Origin of the sequence: Arthrobacter sp. ISL-85, from assembly GCF_018613675.1 — a bacterium.
Taxonomy (GTDB): Bacteria; Actinomycetota; Actinomycetes; order Actinomycetales; family Micrococcaceae; genus Arthrobacter.
In genome coordinates this window covers 80664-103603 of record NZ_JAGGPQ010000006.1, presented here as the reverse complement: position 1 = coordinate 103603, position 22940 = coordinate 80664, and the positions used below count along the sequence as shown (strand labels likewise).

The 22940-nt window shown below is 64.7% G+C and carries 14 protein-coding genes; 8 read left to right on the top strand and 6 right to left on the bottom strand.

All coding sequences use genetic code 11. The features are described from left to right. The first annotated feature begins 38 nt into the window (after positions 1 to 38). The gene (locus tag J7I84_RS05360; RefSeq protein ID WP_214941629.1) at positions 39 to 737 is read left to right on the top strand and encodes a type 1 glutamine amidotransferase domain-containing protein; all 699 of its coding nucleotides are present in this window, start codon (positions 39 to 41) and stop codon (positions 735 to 737) included. Positions 738 to 831: 94 nt separating this feature from the next. Here the strand turns inward: J7I84_RS05360 and J7I84_RS05355 are convergent, their stop codons facing one another. Continuing rightward, on the bottom strand, positions 832 to 3165 hold the full coding sequence (locus tag J7I84_RS05355; RefSeq protein ID WP_214941626.1) for a chromosome segregation ATPase: 2334 nt from the start codon (positions 3163 to 3165) through the stop codon (positions 832 to 834). A 325-nt stretch (positions 3166 to 3490) separates the two neighbouring features. On the opposite strand from J7I84_RS05355, the gene J7I84_RS05350 reads away from it, so the two are divergent. The 7 genes from J7I84_RS05350 to J7I84_RS05320 all read left to right on the top strand — a co-directional run bounded on the left by J7I84_RS05350 (position 3491) and on the right by J7I84_RS05320 (position 14140). Continuing rightward, positions 3491 to 4468: an ABC transporter substrate-binding protein gene (locus J7I84_RS05350; RefSeq protein ID WP_214941623.1), complete on the top strand. Its 978-nt coding sequence runs from the start codon at positions 3491 to 3493 to the stop codon at positions 4466 to 4468. 461 nt (positions 4469 to 4929) lie between these two features. Continuing rightward, positions 4930 to 5568: a TetR/AcrR family transcriptional regulator gene (locus J7I84_RS05345; RefSeq protein ID WP_214941620.1), complete on the top strand. Its 639-nt coding sequence runs from the start codon at positions 4930 to 4932 to the stop codon at positions 5566 to 5568. A 100-nt stretch (positions 5569 to 5668) separates the two neighbouring features. Then, the gene (locus tag J7I84_RS05340; protein ID WP_214941617.1) at positions 5669 to 7207 is read left to right on the top strand and encodes an aldehyde dehydrogenase family protein; all 1539 of its coding nucleotides are present in this window, start codon (positions 5669 to 5671) and stop codon (positions 7205 to 7207) included. Beyond that, positions 7208 to 8845 carry a GMC family oxidoreductase gene (locus J7I84_RS05335; protein WP_214941614.1) on the top strand — a complete coding sequence of 546 codons (1638 nt, stop codon included), beginning with the start codon at positions 7208 to 7210 and terminating at the stop codon, positions 8843 to 8845. A 149-nt stretch (positions 8846 to 8994) separates the two neighbouring features. Further along, complete coding sequence (locus tag J7I84_RS05330; protein ID WP_251046158.1) at positions 8995 to 10572, top strand: APC family permease; 1578 nt, start codon at positions 8995 to 8997, stop codon at positions 10570 to 10572. A gap of 152 nt (positions 10573 to 10724) precedes the next feature. Further along, complete coding sequence (locus J7I84_RS05325) at positions 10725 to 11288, top strand: hypothetical protein (protein ID WP_214941830.1); 564 nt, start codon at positions 10725 to 10727, stop codon at positions 11286 to 11288. Next, a complete protein-coding gene (locus J7I84_RS05320) occupies positions 11285 to 14140 on the top strand; it encodes an ATP-binding cassette domain-containing protein (protein WP_214941608.1) in 2856 nt (951 codons plus the stop codon). Before J7I84_RS05325 ends, J7I84_RS05320 begins: the two co-directional genes overlap by 4 nt. Here J7I84_RS05320 and metH read toward each other — a convergent pair. The 5 genes from metH to J7I84_RS05295 all read right to left on the bottom strand — a co-directional run bounded on the left by metH (position 14130) and on the right by J7I84_RS05295 (position 22411). Then, positions 14130 to 17777, bottom strand: a complete 3648-nt coding sequence (gene metH / locus J7I84_RS05315) for a methionine synthase (protein ID WP_214941605.1) — start codon at positions 17775 to 17777, stop codon at positions 14130 to 14132. The two genes, J7I84_RS05320 and metH, sit on opposite strands and share 11 nt — an antisense overlap. 110 nt (positions 17778 to 17887) lie before the next feature. Continuing rightward, positions 17888 to 18274: a hypothetical protein gene (locus tag J7I84_RS05310; protein WP_214941602.1), complete on the bottom strand. Its 387-nt coding sequence runs from the start codon at positions 18272 to 18274 to the stop codon at positions 17888 to 17890. A 289-nt stretch (positions 18275 to 18563) separates the two neighbouring features. After that, positions 18564 to 18875 (bottom strand): 4a-hydroxytetrahydrobiopterin dehydratase, encoded by a 312-nt coding sequence (locus J7I84_RS05305; protein WP_214941599.1) that lies wholly within the window; start codon positions 18873 to 18875, stop codon positions 18564 to 18566. 284 nt (positions 18876 to 19159) lie between these two features. Next, a complete protein-coding gene (locus J7I84_RS05300) occupies positions 19160 to 19462 on the bottom strand; it encodes a DUF4193 domain-containing protein (RefSeq protein WP_214941827.1) in 303 nt (100 codons plus the stop codon). A 348-nt stretch (positions 19463 to 19810) separates the two neighbouring features. Further along, complete coding sequence (locus J7I84_RS05295) at positions 19811 to 22411, bottom strand: PQQ-binding-like beta-propeller repeat protein (protein ID WP_214941596.1); 2601 nt, start codon at positions 22409 to 22411, stop codon at positions 19811 to 19813. Between the last annotated feature and the right edge of the window lie 529 nt (positions 22412 to 22940).

The window sequence follows — 22940 nt, the reverse complement described above, 5'->3', positions numbered from 1 at the left end:
TTCCAGATACTCACGTCAGCACAGACAGGAGAAACACCATGGCAAACATCCTGATGGTCGTATCGGCCGCGGATTCCCTCACCATGAAGGACGGCACTGAACACCCCACCGGCTACTGGGCAGAGGAACTGGTGGTGTCCCACCAGACCCTGACCGACGCCGGGCACACGGTCCACATCGCAACCCCGGGTGGACGCAAGCCCACCGTTGACCAGGTCAGCCTGGCGGCAGAGTCTGCGGGCGGCGAGGACCGGGCGCAGGGCTTCCGCGACTACATCGCAAAGATCGACGGCGAGCTGGCGCACCCGCTGGTCGTTGCCGACGTCGACATTGCCGGTTATGACGCCGTGGTGATGCCCGGCGGCCACGGCCCCATGGCCGACCTCTACAAAGACGCCGACCTGGGCCGCCTGCTGGTGGCAGCGAACCGCAGCGGAAAGATCATTGCGCCGTTCTGCCACGGGCCCGCTGGGCTGTTGAGCGCAACGGACGACGACGGCGGGTTTGCTTTCAAGGGAAGGCGCCTCACGGTGTTCACCAATGAGGAAGAACTTGGCGGCGGCACCGGAGAGAACACGCCCTGGCTGGTTGAGGACGCGCTCAAGGAGAAGGGCGCGGTGATTGAGAACGCCGCGGCCTGGACCTCCAACGTGGTGCGGGACGGCAACCTCATCACCGGGCAGAACCCGCAGTCCAGCGAGGACGTAGCCAAGGAAGTACTCGCGGCGCTGGGGTAACCTCCAAGACCCGCATGCAGAAGGGACCAGTTCGGCTGAACTGGTCCCTTCTGTCATCAGACGTTGCTGGGCGCCGGTCTCTATGCTTCGTGCATCATACGGCGCAGCCGCCGTTCGCGATGCTGGGATCGCTTGCCGTAATCTGCTTCTGGAGGTCCGCCAACTGCATTTGCAGACCGCTCACAATCAGCTTCTGCGCCTTAATCGCGTCCGTATTGTTCCCCTTCTTGGCCTGGAGGGTCCGAAGAGTATCCTGGGCGGAGGTCAGCTGGTTGTCGACGGTAGTCAGCTGCGATTGCAGGGATGTCAGTTTTGCTTCCGCCGCACTGATTTCGCCGTTGAGGCCGTTGAGCTGGTCCAACAGGGGCCTCACCCTCTCCTGAAGAGAAAGGACGTTGGCTTCAGCCGAAGAGATCTGGTCATTTAGGTCCGTGATCCGGGCCGCCAGGTCGTTGCCGATCTGGTTGAGCGAGGCGATCTCACCGGTCTTCGAGGCAACGGCACTGTTCGCGGTATCAAGGGTGGCCTGCAGTCCGCTGATCTGCCCCTGCAGCGCGGAAAGCTCTGCGTTCCTGTCGTCTACTGCTTTCTTGGCTGCTGCCAGCGCATCATTCGCCTGCGTCAAGGTGCCGTTCAAGCCGTCGAGAATCGCCTGCTGGTCCGTGATGGCCTGCTGGGCCTGCTTCACATTGCCCTCGAGGGTCGGCAGGGCATCTTCGAGGTCCGCCACCACCTGCTGCTGGGCCGTTACCGCGTCGGCCGCGTCCTTCGCTGCCTGCTCCAGCGCCGGCAGCTGGCCCTGCAGGATGGTGAGCTCCGTCTGCTTGGTGGCAACTGCCGCATCGGCAAGTTTTACGGCGTCCTGCAGCGCGGGGACCTGGCCCGTGAGGGTGGCGATATCGCCTTGCTTCGCAGTGACCGCCGCGTTGGCGGCGTCGAAAGATGCCTGCAGTGGCACAGCGTTCTGCTGCAGGTTACTGCTTTCCGTCTGCTTGGCGAGCAGCTGCGCATTCAGCGAATCTACCTGCTTCTGGAGGGTAGCCAGGTCACCCTGCAGCCCTGAAATTTGCGTGTTCTTGTCGGTGATTTGGTTGTTTACCGTCGCCAGCTGTGATTGCTTGGTTGCCAGCTGCGCCTGAAGATCACGCTTCTTTTGGGAGTTTCCGTTGATTTCCGCGATCTGCGTAGTCAGCGAGTTAATCTCGGTCTGCAAATCTGACTTTTGCTTTTGCAGGGCGGCGAGCTCGCTTTGAGCCTTCGTGATCTCGGCCTGCTTAGCGGCAATCTGAGTGTTCAGCGTGGAAATTTGGCCCTGGAGGTTGGTGATATCCGCGTTGTCGGAAGCGATCTTGGCGCTGTTATCGCTGACCGCCTTGGCGGCCGCGCCGACGTTGGCCTGGAGGGTCACCAAAGCTGCCTGGGCTGCCGCGATGTCGGCGTTTTTTGCGTCGAGCGCCGAACGGGCGGTGGAGGCCGTGGACTGCAGGGCCGTCAGCTCGGCCTGTGCCGTGGCGATCTGGTCTTTCTTCGCGGCGACGGCTGCATCGGCGGCCGCGGCAGTCCCCTGCAGCGTGGACAGCGTCGCCTTGGCGGCGTCAACCTTGTCCTGCTGGGCCTGCAGGTCCGTTGCCGCGGTGGCTGCGCTCTGCTGCAGGCTGGCGAGCCGTGCCTCGGCCTCACTGACGGCCTGCTGCGCAGCGTCAACTGCGCCGGCGGCTTGCTGCGCCTGGGCTGTCAGGGCCGTCAGCTGGTCCTGAGCCTGCTGGATCTCCGCCTTTTTGGCTGCGAGATTACCTGATGCCGTGTCCGCCGCCTGCTGCAGGGCGCGAAGCTCTGTCTGGGCTGCTGCGATCGCCCCACTGTTGGCCACCAGGTCTGCTGCCAGCTGTTCCGCCTGCGCCTGAAGGCCCGCGGACTCAGCCTGGGCCGTTGCCAGGTCAGCCTGCAGAGGCGCCAGTTCAGTGACAACGCCTGCCTGCTGGGTCTGCAGGTCGGTGAGGGAAGCCTTCGCGGCGTCCACCTGGGATGTCAGGGTCTTTTGGTCTGCAGTCAGGTTGTCTAGGTCTGTCTGTGCTGCTGCTACCTGGCTGTCCAGCTGCGTCTCCTGCGAGGTGAGATCATCCAACGCCTTCTGTGCCGCGGCAACCTGGGACGTGAGCGAGTCTGCGGAGGTTTGCAGCTTCGCCTTGTCCGCCTGCATAGCAGCGATCGCGTCGGCGTTCTTCTTGGCTGCGGCCTTCAGGAGGTTCTCCTGGACGGCGCCGCGGTGCGACAGCTGGTTGACCACCCCGTTACACATGCCGGTGGTGGGCGTTGTCGCTGCAACCGCCGGCTGAACCAACACCATGCTGGTGGCAAGCAGCCCTGGCAGGACAATAGCGGCAGCCAATCGGCGGGTACGAACAGAGGGGGACGGGGAAGTGCGCATGCGAGCTCCTGTTGAGACCATTTCAGCGGCCCACTCTGGCCGCCTCATAGCCCAACCGTAGATTCCTGCATAGGGGTAGAACACGCGTAATCACCACTTGTCTTTTTTGCCCGAGTACTCGCTTTCTGCTGAATACGTGACAAGCCCTATCCGCGTTCTCCGCTGCACGCAGGACGAATGTGACCGCCGCAGTCGTCGGGTTAACTGCGATTACTCCTTGTATCCCAGGGTTTCGCGTGCCTTTGATTCCCCCTCCGGGGCTGCCGGATAGTTGCTGCAACGCGCGCATTCCGTTGCATCTCCCGCCCCTTTCCCAGGAGGAATCATGGCCATCAAAACCAAGCCGGCCGCCGTCGTGGCCCTTGCCGTCTCAGCGCTGCTGGGACTGGCTGCCTGCTCCGACCCCGGCGCCTCGGCGGCGACAGCACCGTCGTCGTCCGCCACCAACTCCGCCGGCAGGACCTTCAACCTGTCCCCGGAGCAGGACCGCTTCAAAGTCACTGCCGACCCCGCAGCGGCCGCATTGGTCCCCGAGGCCATCAAGGCCGACGGCAAGCTCACTGTGGTGACCACCGGCGGCGCCGCCCCGCTCAGTCTGTTCGCTACGGACAACAAGACCCTGATCGGCAGCGAGGTGGATATTGCCTACGCAGTGGGCGAGTCCCTGGGGCTCCAGGTCGAGGTCCTGCCCGTGGCGTGGGCTGACTGGCCGCTGGGCATCGAATCCTCCAAGTACGAGGCTGTACTGTCCAACGTGACGGTCACAGAGGCGCGCAAGGAGAAGTTCGACTTCGCCACCTACCGCAACGACCTGCTGGGCTTCTACGCCAAGAGCGCTTCCAGCGTCGGGGAGATCAAGGAAGCCAAGGACGTGGCCGGCAAGAAGATCATCGTGGGCTCCGGCACCAACCAGGAAGCCATCTTGGTGCGCTGGGACGAGGAGAACAAGAGAAACGGTTTGGCGCCGGTGGAGTTCCAGTATTACGACGACGACTCGGCCTCGAGCCTGGCACTTCAATCAGGCCGTGCGGACCTGACCTTCGGACCCAACGCGGCCGCGGCCTACAAGGCGGCGCAGGACGGGAAGACGAAGCAGGTGGGCACTCTTAACGGCGGCTGGCCGCTGACAGCGCAGATCGCGTTCACCACCAAGAAGGGCAACGGCCTGGCGGTCGCGGCCCAGGCGGCCCTGAACCACCTGATTGAGGACGGCACCTACGCAAAGATCCTGGACCGCTGGGGCCTCTCCTCGGAGGCCATCCAGAAGTCCGAACTGAACCCGGCGGGCCTGCCCAAGAAGTAGGCGCCCCTGGCGTTTTGGATCCGCAAAACCGAACGTGACACGCAGGTTCCCTGGCGCTGGCGTTATACAGGCCGCGCCAAGGAACCTGCGCGTCCCATTTGTAAAGTGGTCAGCGCGGGTCCGGTTCAACCGCCCACGCCAGCCGGTGCAGTAAAGTGGCGGTCCTGCTCCTGAAGGCCAGCCACGCAAGAGTCTTCCGCCCCGGCTTCGTGATGATTTGCGGGGCGTTGGGCTGTGCGCTCCTGGCGCTGCCCATGGCTCCCGCAAATAAGAGGGCAATAAGGGTTGCGCTTTCCATCGTTCTCCAAGCTGTACTGATCAATCCCGGTGTACAACTCCCGTGCCCTGCTGAAGAAGGCTTCAAACACTGTCAGCGGGCCCATCCGATTGCGGGGAGAGCGTGCCGACGCCGCGTTAGGGCCGCGTTAGGAACGTGCAGTGTTAGGCAATAGTCTGGCCAGATGGGGATCAGTGCCGTGAATTCCGGCGAACAAGTGGACAGGCAGACCCGCATCCTCGAAGCGGCAATGGACCTGCTGTCCCGCCACGGGATTTCGGGCGTGAGCATGCGCGCCGTGGCCCGCGAGGCCGGCGTGGCGCTGGGCCTGGTCAACTACTACTACGACGACAAGACCACCCTGATCCGCGCTGCCCTGCGCCGCGTGGATGAGCATGACCTTCTCCTCGTCGCCCCCGACCATTCAGTGGCCCCCGATGAACAGCTGCGCCGGGCCCTCCGCCGGGTGGCCGGAGCCGACCTGCTGACCACGCGCTACCTGTCCCTGCGCCTGCACCTCTGGGCCCTGGCCCAGGCGGACGAGGACTATGCGCAGATCAACGCCGCCGCCTTCGACAGGTATATTGACGGACTCGCCGCCCTGGTGTCCAGCGCCAATCCCGGGCTGCCTTGGGAGGCCTGCAGGGAGCGGGCGTCTGACATCGTGGTCATCCAGAACGGCATGTGGCTGACGGCGCTGCTCGGGGTGGACAAGGCCTCCATCCAGCGAAGCATCGCGCGCACGGAGCAGATCGCGTTCGCTCCGGCCGAGGGCCCGCGCGCGGACGAAAACGGCGGCCGCCCGGAGCTCACCCAGCCCTGAAACCCGACGTTGCAAGGCAACCGTAGCGGCATAAGGGGCATTGAACAAGTGTTCAAAAAAAGTATTGAACACTTGTTCAAGGTGCGTTACTGTCCTTCCTATGACTTACGCCACACCGGCCCAGGAAGCCGTCCAACGCACTGAAACCAAGCCAGCCTCTTCCCTGTTCATCAACGGCAGGTGGGAGCCGGCTGCGTCCGGCGCTGTGCGCGAAATCCGGAACCCGGCTGACGGGGAGCTGGTGGCCACGGTGTCCGAGGCAGGCCGGGAAGACGCCGAACGCGCCATCGCCGCCGCCCGTGAAGCCTTTGATTCCGGCGTCTGGTCCAGCGTGCCGGCCCCGGAGCGCGGGGCTTTCCTCCTGAAGGTCGCCGCCGGGCTCCGGGAACGCCGGGAAAAGTTTGCCCGGGCGGAGTCGCTGGACACCGGCAAGCGGATGTTGGAAAGCCGCATCGACATGGATGACATCGCCGCCTGCTTCGAGTACTTTGGCAGGCTCGCCGGGCAGCAGGCGGGCCGGGTGGTGGATGCCGGGGACGCCGCCGTCGTGAGCAGGATCGTCTATGAACCCGTAGGTGTCTGCGGCCTCATCACCCCGTGGAATTACCCGCTCCTCCAGGCCGCGTGGAAGATCGCCCCCGCGCTGGCCGCCGGCTGCACCTTCGTCCTCAAGCCCTCCGAGCTGACGCCCTCCACCAGCATCCTGGCCATGCAACTGCTGCAGGACCTCGGCCTGCCCGACGGCGTCGCCAACCTCGTCACCGGCGCCGGCGCGCAGGCGGGCGCCCCGCTCTCGGAACACCCCGACGTCGATCTTGTCTCCTTTACCGGCGGCCTGGAAACCGGCAAGCGCATCGCCGCGGCCGCCGCCGGAACCGTCAAGAAGGTGGCGCTGGAGCTCGGCGGAAAGAACCCCAACGTGGTGTTCGCCGACGCGGACCTCGACGCCGCCGTGGACAACGCCCTCAACGGCGCCTTCGTGCACTCCGGCCAGGTCTGCTCCGCCGGCGCCCGGCTGCTGGTGGAGGAATCCATCGCCGACCGCTTCGTGGACGAACTGGTCCGCCGGGCCCAAAACATCCGGCTGGGCGGCCCCTTCGACGACGACGCCGAAACCGGACCCCTAATCTCCGCAGCGCACCGGGACAAGGTGCATGCCTACGTCCAGCGCGGCATCCAGGAGGGCGCCCGGCTCCGCACCGGCGGCGCGGCACCGCAGGGCGGAAAGTACGACGCCGGCTTCTACTACCAGCCCACCATCCTGGACGAGGTGCAACGCGGCATGTCCGTGGTCACCGACGAGGCATTCGGCCCGGTGGTGACGGTGGAAACCTTCCGCACCGAGGATGAGGCCGTGGCCACGGCGAACGACACCATTTACGGCCTGGCCGGTGCCGTCTGGACCCAGGATGCCGGCAAGGCGCAGCGCGTGGCATCCCGGCTGCGGCACGGCACCATTTGGATCAACGACTACCACCCCTACCTCCCCCAGGCCGAGTGGGGCGGCTTCGGCCAGTCCGGCGTCGGCCGAGAGCTGGGCCCCACCGGCCTGGCCGAGTACCAGGAAGCCAAGCACATCTACCAGAACACCAGCCCGCAGGTCACCGGCTGGTTTGCTGACCACGGCAAGGAGAACTAGATGCACTACGACAACATCGACGACGTCACGGACCCGGCGTTCGACTACGTCGTCATCGGCGGCGGGTCCGCGGGTGCCGCAGTGGCCGCACGGCTGAGCGAGGATCCGGACGTCACCGTGGCCCTCGTCGAGGCGGGCCCGGATGACCGCAATATCCCCGAGATCCTGCAGCTGGACCGCTGGATGGAGCTGCTGGAATCCGGCTACGACTGGGACTACCCGATCGAGCCGCAGGAGAACGGCAACTCCTTCATGCGCCACGCCCGCGCCAAGGTGATGGGTGGCTGCTCCAGCCACAACTCCTGCATCGCCTTCTGGGCCCCGCGCGAGGACCTGGACGAATGGGAGTCCAAATACGGCGCCGCCGGCTGGAACGCCGACGCCGCCTGGCCGCTCTACAAGCGGCTGGAAACCAACCAGGACGCCGGGCCCGACGCACCCCACCACGGCGACTCCGGCCCCGTGCACCTGATGAACGTGCCCCCGGCGGATCCTGCCGGCGTCGCCCTCCTGGACGCGTGCGAACAGTCGGGCATTCCCCGCGCAAAGTTCAACACCGGCACCACCGTGGTCAACGGCGCCAACTTCTTCCAGATCAACCGCCGCGCGGACGGCACCCGCGCCTCAAGCTCCGTCTCCTACATCCACCCCATCGTCGATCGCCCCAACTTCACCCTGCTGACCGGCCTCCGCGCCCGCCAGCTGGTGTTCGACGCGGACAAGCGCTGCACCGGCGTCGACGTGGTGGACGGGGCGTTCGGCCGCACCCACCGCCTCTCCGCGAACCAGGAAGTCATCGTGTCCACCGGCGCCATCGACTCCCCCAAGCTGCTCATGCTGTCCGGCATCGGCCCGGCCGCGCACCTGGCTCAGCACGGCATCGAGGTCCTGGTGGATTCCCCCGGTGTGGGCGAGAACCTGCAGGACCACCCGGAAGGCGTGGTGCAGTTCGAGGCCAAACAGCCCATGGTCCAGACCTCCACCCAGTGGTGGGAAATTGGTATCTTCACCCCCACGGAGGACGGCCTGGACCGCCCGGACCTGATGATGCACTACGGCTCCGTCCCGTTCGACATGAACACCCTGCGGCACGGCTACCCCACCACGGAGAACGGCTTCAGCCTCACCCCCAACGTCACCCATGCCCGGTCCCGCGGCACGGTCCGGCTGCGCAGCCGCGACTTCCGCGACAAGCCGATGGTGGACCCGCGCTACTTCACGGACCCGGAGGGCCACGACATGCGGGTCATGGTGGCCGGCATACGCAAGGCCCGCGAAATCGCCGCCCAGCCTGCCATGGCGGAATGGACCGGCCGCGAGCTTTCGCCGGGAACCGGGGCGCAGACGGACGAGGAACTGCAGGACTACATCCGCAAGACGCACAACACGGTCTACCACCCGGTGGGCACCGTCCGGATGGGAGCGGACGACGACGATATGTCACCTTTGGATGCCCGGTTGCGGGTCAAGGGGGTCACCGGCCTCCGGGTGGCCGATGCGTCCGTCATGCCTGAGCACGTCACCGTCAATCCGAACATCACGGTCATGATGATCGGCGAGCGCTGCGCCGACCTGATCAAGGCGGATTACGCCGGTGCCGGGGCTGCAGACAAGGAGCTCACCACGTCCCTGGCCTGAGCTGCGGGCCCAAGCGGGTCGCCGTTCCCATGACCACCCGGCCCTCAAACAAGCGTTATTCCGCCGCACCCCAGGGCGGCCGGTCCCATCGTGCCTTTCTGATCTAGGAGTCCATATTGGAACCCAGCAAGAGTATTGATTCAAGCGGCATGGACGAATTTGGCTACACCCAGACCCTCGACCGGAGCATCGGCAAATTCGCCAGCTTCGCAGCAGGCGTCAGCTACATCTCCATCCTCACCGGTGTCTTCCAGCTGTTCTACTTCGGTTTTTCCATGGCCGGCCCGGCGTACGCGTGGTCCTGGCCCATCGTGTTCGTCGGCCAGCTGATGGTGGCCCTCTGTTTCGCCGAGCTGGCCGGCCGCTACCCCGTTGCCGGCTCGGTCTACAACTGGGCCAAGCGGCTCTCCTCCGGAACCTCATCCTGGCTGGCCGGCTGGCTGCTGCTGCTGTCCTCCATCATGGCGCTGGGCTCAGTGGCCCTGGCCCTGCAGATCACCCTCCCCCAGCTCTGGGAGGGCTTCCAGTTCGTCGGCGACGGCACAGGCCCCTATGACTTCGCCATGAACGGCGTGGTCCTTGCCACCATCATGATCACCATCTCCACCCTCATCAACGCATTCGGCGTGAAGCTGATGACCCGGATCAACAGCATCGGCGTCTTCGTGGAGCTGATCGCCGCCGTGCTGCTGATCCTCGCGCTGGGCTGGCACGTGGTCCGCGGGCCGGAGGTCTTCTTCCAGACCAACGGCTTCGGCGAAGGCAAGGATCTGGGCTTCTTCGGCGTCTTCCTGATCGGCGCCATGGCCTCCGGCTACGTCATGTACGGCTTCGACACCGCCAGCTCGCTGGGCGAGGAGACCAAGGACCCCAAGAAGACCGCTCCCAAGGCCATCCTGCGCGCCGTCACGGCATCATTCCTGCTGGGCGGGGGAATCCTGCTGTTCGGTATCCTGGCCGCGCCGGACCTCACGGACCCGCAGATCGGCTCCCCCGACGGCGGCCTGCAGCACATTGTCCTCTCCGTCCTGGGCGGTCCGTTCGGCAAGGCCTTCCTGGCCTGCATCGTGGTGGCCGTGGTGGTCTGCACCCTGGCCGTGCACGCCGCCGCCATCCGCATGATGTTTGCCATGGCGCGGGACAACAACCTGCCTTTCAGCCGGCAGCTCAGCAAGGTGGATCCGGTCCGCAGGACTCCCACGGTGGCGGCAATCGTCATCGGCGTCCTGGCGGTCATCCCGCTGCTGGTCAACGTCATGCAGCCGGCCATCTTCACCATCCTGTCCAGCATCAGCATCGTGCTGATCTACCTGTCCTACCTCCTGGTCACGGTTCCCCTGCTGCGCAAGCGCCTCCTGGGGAAGTGGCCCCTCGTCGCGGACGGTTCCGAGCCCGGGTTCTGCATGGGCAAGTGGGGCCTTCCCGTGAACATCCTCGCCGTCCTGTGGGGCGCCGCCATGACGGTGAACCTGGTGTGGCCCCGCCCGGAGATCTACAACTCGGTGCCGCCGTTCGAGTGGTACCTGCAGTGGGGCGGGGTGTTTTTCGTGGCCGCCGTGGTGATCGGCGGGGCCCTGCTCTACCGCCTGAAGATCCGCCATCAAACCGGGGTGCTGGCCGAGCACGCCGCGGCCGTCGCCGCCCATCCGTCCTCCAACGATCCACGGTACGACGCGCCGGAGGAAGCGGTACCGGCCAACGCGGCGCTGGCAACAGAATCCGCGTAGCACCGCACCCCAGGGGTCGACGGCGGCACTCGGTTGAGTGCCGCCGTCGACCTTTTTGCGTGCCAGCGACCTGTCCATGTTGAGGACCGGCGTCACACAACGGAACCGCCATCGGTTCCGGACCGGCCACGCCCTACCCTTGACAAGTGACATTGACTAAGATCCGCACCGCCGCCGCGGGCTCCCTCGCCGCCGCCGGTCTCCTGCTTACCCTCGCCGCCTGTTCCACGCCGGCCGCCACCCAGCCAAGCTCCTCCGCACCCGCGTCAACAGCTGCGGCTTCAGCGAGTGCCAGCACCGCGTCAACCTCTGCCGGCCCCTGCGCCGGTGTGAAGGTCGTCGTCGATTCGGGCGTCCTGAAGCAGTCCGCCGCCGACACCTCCACCTGCGTGTCCGTGGACGGACCCACCGTCGCCGCGAAGGTGCTCGAAGAGGCCAAGATCAAGACCGAGGGCACCGCCAAGTACCCCACGAGCTTCGCGTGCCGCGTCAACGGCGTGCCCGCCGCGGACTTCGACATCAAGCACAAGGGTGGCACCACCCGTGAAGCGTGCGATGACAAAAACACTGTCTCGTATTGGGCGCTCTGGGTGAAGCCCGCCGCCGGCACGTGGGCTTACGCGCAGGAAGGCCTGGACAGCCTGAAGCTCAACCCCGGGGAGAGCTTTGAACTGCTCTACACGGTGGACAACGAACCGGCAGCCCCCGCAGCATGACCTTCCGGCCCGCGCCGTTGCGCGCAGCGGCTGTTCTCGCTGCTGTGTTCATCGCGGCGCGGGTCGCCTACCGGGTCCTTTTCAACGGAGCGGGCATCGGCGTCCCGGTCCTGCTCGACCTGCCGCCGATGCGGCTGCCCGCGCCGTACGCCCACGTGGTGTTCCTGGGCCCGGTCACCGGGCCGGGGCTGTGGGCGGCGGTGCTGTCCGCGCTGCCCATCGCCGCAACGATCCTCGGTTTCGGCCTGCTCAACGCCTGGGTGGATGTGTCCCGCGGCTTCGTGCGCCTGGCCCGCGGCGGCCCCCTGCAGGGTGTGGCCCGCATGCTGGTGGTGGCGTGGGCCGCGCTCCCGGCGCTGTCCGACGCCGTGGCCTCGGTGCGCCTGGCCTTCCGGCTGCGGGGCGAACGCTTCGGCCCCCGTGCCTTGGTTCCCATCCTTGAGCGCACTTTGGAGCATGCCGGCCGGGTGGCAGCGGCGCTGGAGTTGCGCGGTTTCGGGAGCCGGACTTCCCAGCCCGGACATCACGACGACGGTGTGCCGCTCCTGGTGCGCGACGCGCAGTTCCGCATCGCTGACACGAACATTCGGGTTGACTCGTTTTCGCCCGCGGCCGGGTCTGTCGCGGTGATCACCGGGCCCACGGGCTCCGGCAAGTCCACCATCCTGCGCGGCCTCGCAGGCCTCCTTTCGCACGTGGACGGCGGGGAGCTTTCCGGCACCGTGCGGATTGCCGCGACGGATCGCGCTGCTGCCCCGCCTCGTGACACGGCCCGCTTGGTGGGCGTCGTCCTCCAGAATCCGCGCGCAGCCTTCGCCACCTCCCGAGTCCGTGACGACATCGCCCTGGCCCTCGAGCTCCGCGGCGTGCCGTCCGCCGCCGCGAAGGCCCGGGTGCTGGAGGTTGCGGAACGCGTCGGGGTGTCCGCGCTGCTGGACCGGGACGTCAGCACCCTCTCGGCAGGTGAGGCCACGCTCGTGGCCATCGCCGCCGCTGTCGTGGATCATCCAAAGCTGCTTCTGATTGACGAGCCCCTGGCCGACCTCGACGCCACGGCACGCAGCCGCGTCGTCGCCGTGCTCAGCACTCTGGCCCGCGAACACGACGTGTGCGTCATTGTTGCCGAACACCGGGCGGCGGCACTGGCGCCGGTGGCTGACTCCTGGTGGACCATCGAGAGCGATGCCTTGATACCCGGTGCCGCGCCCGCCCCCACCGCTCCAGTCGCCGCCGGGACACCAGCCGTTCCGGATCACGGCCATGCCCCCGTGCTCACGGCTACCCACCTGGAGGTGCACCGGAAGGGCGTACCGCTGGTCCGCGACGCCTCCCTGGCCCTGCACCGCAGCGAAATCGTCGCGCTGGTGGGACCCAACGGGGCCGGGAAGTCGTCCCTGCTGGTTGCGCTTGCCCTGGGTGAGGGAACGGGCAAGTTGGAAATGGACGACGGCGGCCGGGTCACCTTGGTGCCGGATGCCTCGGACGACCTCTTCACCAGGGATACTGTGGCGGGAGAGCTGCGTTCGGCGGAGCGGCGGCTGCAGCGCCGCAAAGGTGGCGAAGCGATTGGGCCCGGTTATGCAATTGCCCGCCTTACCCGGTTGCGCGGAGCGGCGGGCATGCCCATTGGCCACGAGCATCCCCGAGACCTGTCCGCCGGGGAGCGAAGGATCCTGGCCATCACGCTGCAGACTATGGACAACCCAGATGTGCTCCTGATTGATGAGCCCACCCGCGGGCTCGATCCTTCCGCACGCGAGGCGGTCGCGGCGGCACTCCGCACAGCGGCAGAGGACGGTGCGGCAGTCCTGATCGCCACGCACGACCTCGACTTCGCCCACCGCCTGGGCGCCCGGATCCTCCCGATGCGTGAGGGCGTGGCCCCGTCAGCCGGGCCGGAACCGGCCCCGGAACCGTTTGTTCCGGCGCCCCGCCCAGCACGAGCCGCAGCACAACCGGCAGCCCTGAACGAGGATGCTGACGCCCGGGAAACCAGGAGGCCCCACCGGGTCCGGCTGCCGCACGGCGCCGAGCTTGCTGTCCTGACCCTGGCCAACCTGGCTGCCCTGGCGGCGTTCTGCTGGCCCCTGCTTGCCGCGGCCCTCCCCCAGGACGCTGCCGCCGCTACCCCGTACGCCGCGCTGGCTATCGCACCCGTGGCTGCGGTCGCCGTCGTACTTTCCCTGGACGGGTCCGTCCGCTCTGCACACACTGTGGCGCTGCTGGGGGTGCTGGCTGCCGTCGGTTCGGCCGTGCGGGTGGCGAGCACCGGTGTCGGCGGCGTGGAGGCCGTGTTCATCCTGCTGATTCTTGCGGGCCGTGCGTTCGGTGCCCGGTTCGGCCTGCTGCTCGGTGCGGCCACCATCGCGGTCTCCAGCGCGCTGTGGGGTGGCTTCGGGCCGTGGACGCCGTTCCAGATTTTCGCCTGCGGCTGGGTGGGCGCCGGTGCAGGCCTGCTCCCCCGGGTGCGCGGCAAAGCTGAACTCTTGATGTTGTGCGGCTACGGCATCGTGGCGTCGTACGTGTTCGGCCTGCTGCTGAACCTGTGGTTCTGGCCCTTCGCGGTGGGCGCCGGCACCGGCATCTCGTACGTTCCCGGCGCACCGCTGGGCACCAATTTGAGCAGCTTCCTGCTCTACTCGCTGGTGACGTCGACGGCGGGCTGGGACACCCTGCGCGCCGTCACCACGGTGATCGGCATCGCCGTGGTGGGCCGGGCCGTCCTTGCCGCGCTGCGGCGGGTGAAACCGGTGTCCGGCAGCGTTCCCGGCCCCGGCGGGCAGGCCTCACAGCCGGACGGCCACGCCGCTCCCTCCACGTCAACGAGGAAGCGGCGCCAGCTCACACCTTGAAGTACTTTGCCTCCGGGTGGTGGAACACGAACGCGTCGGTGGACTGTTCGGGGTGCAGCATGAGCTCGTCGCTCAAGATGACGCCCATGCGCTCGGGCTTCAGCAGCTCGGTGACCTTGCGGCGGTCCTCCATGTCGGGGCAGGCGGGGTAGCCAAGCGAGAACCGGGCGCCGCGGTAGTCCAGCTTGAAGTACCCTGCCGTGTCCTTGGGTTCCTCGGCGGCGAAGCCGAGCTCTTTGCGGATGCGGGCGTGCCAGAACTCGGCGAGCGCCTCGGTGAGCTGCATGACCAGGCCGTTGAGCTCGTAGTAGTCGCGGTACTGGTTGGCCGCGAACATCTTGGACGTGAACTCTTCGATCCTGGAGCCGGCGGTGACCAGCTGCACGGGCAGCACGTCGATCTGCCCGGACTCGCGGGACTTCACGAAGTCGGCCAGGCACAGGTGCCGGTCGCGGCGCTGGCGCGGGAAGTCGAAGCGCAAGCGGTCTGTGCCGATTGGACCGCCTGAACCACCATCCGGCGCGAGCGGACCGGCTTGGCCCAGGACGCCGTCGGGATCCTCGCCGTGGTGCAGCACCACCACCTGCTCACCTTCGGAGACCACAGGGAAGTAGCCATAGGCGACGGAGGCGTCCAGCATGCCCTCGCCCAGGATGCGGTCCAGCCAGTAGCGCAGGCGCGGCCGGCCTTCGCGTTCCACGAGTTCCTCGTAGGAGGCGCCGTCCTCGCCGCGGCCGGGCTTGAGGCCCCACTGCCCCATGAAGGTGGCGCGCTCGTCGAGGAATGCGGAGTAGTCGTGCAGCGAGACGCCGCGGACGATGCGGGTGCCCCAGAACGGGGGCGACGGCACGGGGTTGTCGCTGGCGACGTCGGACCGGCCGGGCATGGCTTCGGGCTCGGTCACCGTGAACTTCGCGCCGCCCTTGTGGATGCGCTTCTTCAAAGGCGGCAGGCCGACGTCGTCCGGCGATTCCCCGCGGGCCACGCGCACCAGGGGTTCCATGAGGGACAGGCCCTCGAACGCGTCCTTGGCGTAGCGGACCACGCCGTCGAACTGCTCGGCCAGGTCCTGCTCCACGTAGGCGCGGGTGAGGGCTGCGCCGCCCAGGATGACCGGCCACTTCTTCGCCAGGCCGCGGGACTGCAGCTCCGCGAGGTTTTCTTTCATCACCACGGTGGACTTCACGAGCAGCCCTGACATGCCGATCACGTCGGCGTTGTGCTGCTCGGCGGCGGCGATGATCTCGGCGATGCCCTGCTTGATACCGATGTTGACCACTTTGTAGCCGTTGTTGGTGAGGATGATGTCCACCAGGTTCTTGCCGATGTCATGCACGTCTCCGCGCATGGTGGCGATCACCATGGTGCCCTTGCCGGAGGAATCTGCCTTCTCCATGTGGGGCTCCAGCAGGGCCACGGCGTTCTTCATTACCTCCGCGGACTGGAGCACGAACGGCAGCTGCATCTCGCCGGCGCCGAAGCGTTCGCCCACCACCTTCATGCCTTCGAGCAGGTGGTCGTTGATGATGCCCAGCGGGGTCATGCCTTCGCTGCGGGCCAGGTCCAGGTCTGCTTCGAGGCCCTTGCCTTCGCCGTCGATGATGCGCCGTTCCAGGCGTGCGCCCGTGGGCAGTGCGGCGAGTTCGGCGGCGCGCTGGTCCTTGAGTGCTGCGGTGTCGACGCCGGCGAACATGTCCAGCATGATGGCGAGGGGGTCGTAGGTGGTGTTGCCGTCGTCGTCGTATTCGCGGCGGTCCCAGACGAGGTCCAAGGCCACCTTGCGCTGATCCTCGGGGATCGAGGCGAGCGGCACGATCTTGGCGGCGTCGATGATGCCGCTTGTCAGGCCTGCTTGGACGGCCTCGTGCAGGAACACGGAGTTCAGGACGATGCGGGCTGCCGGGTTCAGGCCGAAGGAGACGTTGGAGACGCCGAGGGTGGTGTTGATGCCGGGGTACTTCGCGGTGATCTGGCGGATGGCTTCGATGGTTTCGATGCCGTCCCGGCGGGTCTCCTCCTGGCCGGTAGCGACAGGGAAAGTGAGGCAGTCGACGATGATGTCCTCGACGCGCATGCCCCATTCGCCCACCAGGGAGTCGACCAGGCGGGAGGCGATGGCCACCTTGCCCTCGGTGGTGCGGGCCTGGCCCTGTTCGTCGATGGTCAGGGCGATCACAGCGGTGCCGTGTTCCTTCACCAGCGGCATGATGCGGGCGAAGCGGCTGTTGGGGCCGTCGCCGTCCTCGTAGTTGACCGAGTTGACCACCGGGCGGCCGCCGATGAGTTCCAGGCCGGCCTGCAGCACGGGCGGTTCGGTGGAGTCGATAACCAGCGGGAGGGTGGAGGCGGAGGCGAACCGGGAGACGATCTGCTTGATGTCCGCGACACCGTCGCGGCCCACGTAGTCGATGCAGACGTCCAGCAGGTGGGCGCCAACGCGGATCTGTTCGCGGGCGATGTCCACGCAGTCGTCCCAGCGCTCTTCGAGCATTGCCTGGCGGAAGGCCTTGGAGCCGTTGGCGTTGGTGCGCTCGCCGATGGCCAGGTAGGCGGACTCCTGGTCGAAGTTCACGTGCTGGTAGAGGGAGGCGACGCCGGCTTCGCGTTCTTCGGGGACTCTTGCCGGTGCTGTTTTACCCTCAGTGGTGACCACCGCTTTGGTGCGGAAGGGGGCAAGACGTTCGACGACGGCGGCCATGTGCTCCGGCGTCGTACCGCAGCAGCCGCCCACCAGGCCCAGGCCGAATTCGCGGACAAACTGTTCGTGCGAGGTGGCGAGTTCGGCGGGCGAGAGCGGGTAGTGCGCGCCGTTGGCGCCGAGGACGGGCAGGCCGGCGTTGGGCATGCAGGCGATGGCGACGGAGGACTGTTTGGAAAGGTGGCGCAGGTGTTCGCTCATCTCGTCCGGACCGGTGGCGCAGTTGAGGCCGATGGCGTCGACGCCGAGCGGTTCCAGGGCGGTGAGCGCGGCGCCGATTTCGGAGCCCATGAGCATGGTGCCGGTGGTCTCCACCGTCACCTCAACGAAGATGGGCAGGCGGACGCCCTTGGAGACGATGGCCTGCTTGCAGCCGTTGACCGCGGCCTTGGTCTGCAGGAGGTCCTGGCTGGTTTCGATGAGGAAGGCGTCCGCGCCTCCGTCGATAAGGCCTTCTGCCTGCAGGGCGAAGGTCTGCTTGAGGTAGTCGTAGCTGGTGTGGCCCAGGCTGGGGAGCTTGGTGCCGGGGCCCATGGAGCCGAGGACCCAGCGCATACGGCCGTCTGTCTCTTCCGCCGCTTCTGCCCGTTCGCGGGCGATCCTGGCGCCCTTCCGCGCGAGCTCCTCGATACGGTCGTCGATGCCGTAGTCGGAGAGGTTGGACCAGTTGGCGCCGAAGGTGTTGGTCTCCACGGCGTCGATGCCGGTGGCGAAGTAGGCGTCGTGGATGTCAGCGATGACGTCCGGGCGGGTGTCGTTTAGGATCTCGTTGCAGCCCTCCAGGTTTTGGAAGTCCGTGTCGAGCTGGAGATCGCGGCCCTGGAGCATGGTGCCCATTGCGCCGTCGGCGATGACCACCCGGTGGTTCACGGCGTCCAGTAGTTCCTGCGAACGGGCGGGACGGGGTACGGACTCGATGTCCAGTGCGAAACGAGGCATTTAAACAGGTTACGGGCGGGGACTCTAAGGTTGCGCTGTGTGTCCGTGTACTACGGCGGTTGTGCTCGCAGCCCAAAGCTGCAAGTTGATGCCCGCTCGTGACGCTTATGTCAGTCTTCCAGGACGGCACGGGCGGCTGCCGTGTCGTGGAGATCCGGCAAGTATTTTTCCTGCTCTTCGATCTTGCGTCGGTAGAAATCGTGGGCTGCCTGTTTGGTGATCCCCAATGCTTCACCGATCTGCGCCCACGTCGCGCCGCCCTCACGGGCAGATTTCATGACGTACCAGCGCCGCGCCGTGAGCAGGTCCACTGCCTTGGCATTTGCTCGCAGCGCCTCCAGCGCGGCGACTTCCGATACCTCCGTCAGAAAATGGGCTGCAGCTTCCCGCGCCTGGTCGCTGCCGGTGGAAATGCCAGGCGATGCCTCACCACGGTTAAAGTCTTCCCAAACTTTGAGCAGCTCGTGGACGTCACCGCTGTTGAGAGCCTGCTCCACTGACTCCGGGTCCATGGCGGCAAGTTAGCTTGACGTCCCCCGAAGGTCAAGGGGAGGCACCGTCTCTCTAGAGTGCGGCAGCTGGCACCGTCACTTTGGTGTCGCCCATTCGGCGACGGTGCCCGTCGCTGGCGAGAACGCCGTGGCAGGTTGGATTATGGCCTGCTTTAGAGCAAATGGATGTATATGTCTCGCATCGACAGAAGTCCCAGCACTAAGGCCGACAATCGCGATTCCGTAAAGGCCGCTTAGCGCCTCGACAATCCTTCACCCCTGCCCACGCGCGGACTCACTCCACGGCGGCGACCCCGAGGTCCGCAGCGTGGCTGCTTATGGTGCGGGCCAGGTCGATGTCGCGGCTGGTGATCCCGCCGACATCGTGGCTCAAGAGCGTGACGCCCACCTCGGGGTAGGTGAGCGTGAGGTCAGGGTGGTGGTTGGCCTTCTCGGCGGAGGCGCCGATGCGGTTCACTAGCTCCAGCCCGGTGGAGAACTTCCGGGTCCTGAAGGTGGCGGCGAGGGCCTCGCCGGTCAGGCGCCAGCCGGTGAGCCCGGCTTCGGCGAGCTCGGCGGCGGACAGCTTCCGCTGGGGATCGGTCATGGTGCCATCATGGCTCCGGAGGGGCGCCGCGGGCTACCCCTGGAGGCACCACGTCTCCAAGGGTGATGGCCAGCCGGCAACTGCGGGTAAAACTCCGCACCGCCCGGGGACAACGCTGTCACGCCTTGGCAGGTGAGAGAAAAGGGCCAGTCACGATGCCAGGCGTCCTTCTCCGGGCCCCCTCGGGCTTATTTAGAAAGCCGATAGCGGATCTTATGTAAAGCTAGCGCTGGGAGGGGCTCAAGCGGCGTGAATTTTGGTGGCTTTGGCTAGGACGGTTTGGCTTAGCCTTCGCATTCGACGCAGTATGTATGGCCGTTGCTCTCGCGCGCCAGCTGGGACCGGTGCCGGACGAGAAAACAGGAATAGCAGGTGAACTCGTCCGCGGCTTGGGGAATCACCTGGACGATGAGCTCGTCGGCGATGATTTCGCCGCCAGGTATCTGCCCTTCGTCGAGGGCGTCGGCTTCGTCCAGTTCGGTGACGACGCTGCGGGCATCAGGGGTTTTTGCAGACTGTACGTCCTCCAGAGAGCGCTCCTGGGATTCCTTGACGTCGGGACGGACTTCGTCATAGTCGGCTGCCACGTTAGTTCTTCTCATTTCCTCGTTGTCTGCTGATTGTTCCCTTCCGAGGCTGCAACGTGCACGTATGCGCAGTTGTTCCCACGCCTAACCGGCTAATGGAAGGCGGCACGCGGGACTCTGCTCGCGGCTGCCACTTTGTGGCCGCTAAGGGTGAATCTTTGACCTCAATCCAGCTAGAGCGTTCAAAGAAGTGACCAAAGGTCTCGACCGTCCCTTACGGTTCTCATTGCAGCGATACAAGCCAGCACAAGGTGCGAAAGATCGTCAAATAACATCACCCGCGTCCATCATCTTCCGTATAATTTTGATCATCCCAATCGAGGGTCGGTTACCCGCTTTAGCGGGTCTTCATGGGCAAAGAGGGACCTGGGCGGTGGGGTCGCCTATGTAAGTCTTCCACTCGGCAGGGGTAAAATCTGATCCGACGATGCCGCACAATTCAGCTTGAGTCGACTGCGGCTCTACTGGCCAGAGTCGAGAGCCCCGGGCCACGTTTTTTCCGTCGGCACTCCAAGTCACTTCACCAAGCGGATAGCGGACAAGTCGAGCGATTACGTCAAAACTTGCTGCATCAATTAGTGTCAACTGGCCGTCAGTCGTTTCGACGGCCAATGTAGCACCTGTGGGACTCGAGGAAACGTTTTGTATTCCAGAATCGAATATGAATTCATGGACGACCTCTTTACCGTCTTGGGACCTGAGGGTGAGCGTCTTCCGCAAATTGTCGAGGAGTGCAATTCTATGGCTTCCGGCTAGGACTTCAGGGGAAGAGTGACTCTCAATCGCCACCGTGCTCAGCACCGTACCGTTGGAGGGGTCGAGTTCAAGAATTTGATTTTCACGCCAGGCATCGATTGGTCCGTCAGGAGAGGGTGACCCGGCTACATTGAGCCTTGCCACGCTGCCACTTGTCTTCCAGTCGACAGTGGAGATGAATGTACTTGTGCTGAGACCTTGTACGAGCAGGGTTCCTCCCCCGTTGATGAAGTAGATAGGACCAGGGAGAGCATGTACGCCGGGAGGATCATGCTGTGACGGTTTCATCTCCTCGGGTACTAAAACCTGGACTACTTCGGCACTTTTCACGTTCCAGACAACTATGTCTCCCTCATACGTCAGCGCCGCAAGAACTTCACCGTTTGTAGCCACACTTATAACCTGGCGAGACTTGACGTTGTTGGGCAAAACATACGTTTGTTCAGCTGCGGGATTAGCCTGGTTCAGGCTATCAAGGCTCCATCTTTCCACTTGATTTTCACTTGAGTATTCAACCGTAGCGAAGACTTCGTTCTGGTAGACGGCTTCGATGTGCCGCCAGTACCCCAGATTTCCTTTGTTTCCGTTGAAGGGGTCAATGAGAAGTACCTCACCACCCTTTGTTCCTGCGGCTATCAGCGAAGAATTGGGAATGCTGCTGATATATTTGATGTCCGTGCGTCGCAGGGTAAATGAATAGTTGATCCCTGAGACGGTGAGACCGTTATCTCCCAGGGTTGCGAGGTCATAGTCTGCTGTGCCGTCCCATGCGCTTTGGTTCAGGGAAATCATGGAGAAGACGGTGCCATTGACTGCGTGGCGGGCGCTCGGGCTACTGCTTACGTTTCGTGTCCAGTCCATAAGCCCGTCGGGGCTCGCTGTCGTGATGCGGTCAGGAGTCGCGCTCAACCCGACGGCCACGGAATAGTCTCGAACAGATGTAAGAAGCGGGCTTAAGGTGGGTTGCTGCTGGGGGCGCCAGTACTGGACGGTACCTTCTCTAAACGCAATTAGCAGCCCAGCTCCGAGCTTAGAATCATATTCCCATGTTGAAGCGCTTACCGCTGTGAGGCTTTGTTCATCGGCGCCACGGAAGGGGAAGTTTTGGTGATCCGTGCCGTCGAGTCTGAATGTCTGAACCCCGTTTGATGTGACCGTGACCAGTCGAGGCCCACCATCCGTTCCTGCATTGGCGATGAAAAATTGAAGAATATCAAGCTGGCCGCCGTTGTTCGAACCGGTCAACTGTTGGCCGTATACCAAAGTTGGAGATTCTCCTGCCAGTGCATAAATGGAGACAGTGTTGTAGTAGTCGGTAAGAGCCATCGTCTTGCCATCAGAGGAGATTGCCAGATTGCTTGCGTAGGCTGGCAGCGACCAGAGCTGTTCGGTAGTTTTCGTGTCAAAGCCGATAACATGACCGTCCCGCGTGCTCACGATCACAGTTTCCTCTGATGCCGCAATTTTCCAGATTTCAGCGTTTGTGGCGTGGAAGGACTTAGCGACCATGTCATTGTCATCCGCGATCGACTGCATGCTGTTTAGGGCGTCCAAGCTGGGTGCTATTTTCTGGCTCGCCATCGACAAGAGCCCAGCGATTCTCGGGTCTGAGTTGCGTAGGGTAGCGGCTTTGATCAATAGGTTGGCCGCTGTACTTTTGGCGTTCGCGGCCTCAAGTTGCGTTGTCAGAGTTGCCATCAGCGCTGAGGCCAGAACCGTGATAATTGCCCAGACCACGATCCCCTGTCTGTTGGTCCTCGTCCGGACTGCTTTCACGGCCTCGGCGGCGTCCTTGGCAGGGGTTGCCGTGGCGGCATAACGGGTGGCGGCGAGGTCGGCTTCGTCGAAATCCACTGCGGGATAGACCACGCGCAAGTTGTTACTGGCAGCCGCTCGAAACTTGTTGTCGTAGCCTGTCACCGATGCCAGAGCCGTGTTGTCGAGGGCACCTGTTGCCGCACAGTTTGGATCCAGGCTTTTTAACGCCAGGAATTTTTTGTACTTGAGAGCATCAAATGCGACGTACCAAGCTGCTCCGAGGGAGGATCCGCTTACGTTCCGTAAGGGGCGGCGTTCCTGCTGATCGATCAACTCCCACATGAATGAGCGCTGCGAGGAGCGAAGCTTGGGTGAAATGGCCCAAGCATCGCGCATTGCTTGGATGAAGGCTTGATCGCCAGCGAAGAACACCATTGATCGCGGGGATGGGTGGACTCCTGGCGGCCCTTGACGGATTTCGTCGATTCTAAGTCGTCCTACACTGCCTGCAGTCATCTGGTCGAAGAGGACGGGCACCTCGATCGTTCGTATTCCTTTCAGTTGTTCGCCCGATAGATACCGGGCCAACAGTGAGGTGAACGCCGCGGAGGGGTGATCAGGACTGGCTTTTTCGATCTCAACAAGGACTGTTTCCAGTTTCGTCCCAGCTGTATGCCCGTGGTCAATGGTGGACGGTAGCCGGAAGGACTTCCTAGGCCGCTTTTGTCAAACCGCTCCATCGCGTTCAGGACGGCAGTGCCGGCAGGTTCTTCGCCGGCAAGGGCGCGCGCCAGGCTCAGAACGGCACGGGCGGGGCCTACTAGCGTAGAAGAGTCTTCGTCCGCAAAACTCAGGAAGGGACCGCTGACCTCAGATTCGAAAGCGTCCCATGTTTTCGGGTCGCCCTCCAAGGAGGCCAGGGTGCCTTCCGTCAGGGCTTCCCGGCACATGTCTACCCATCCAC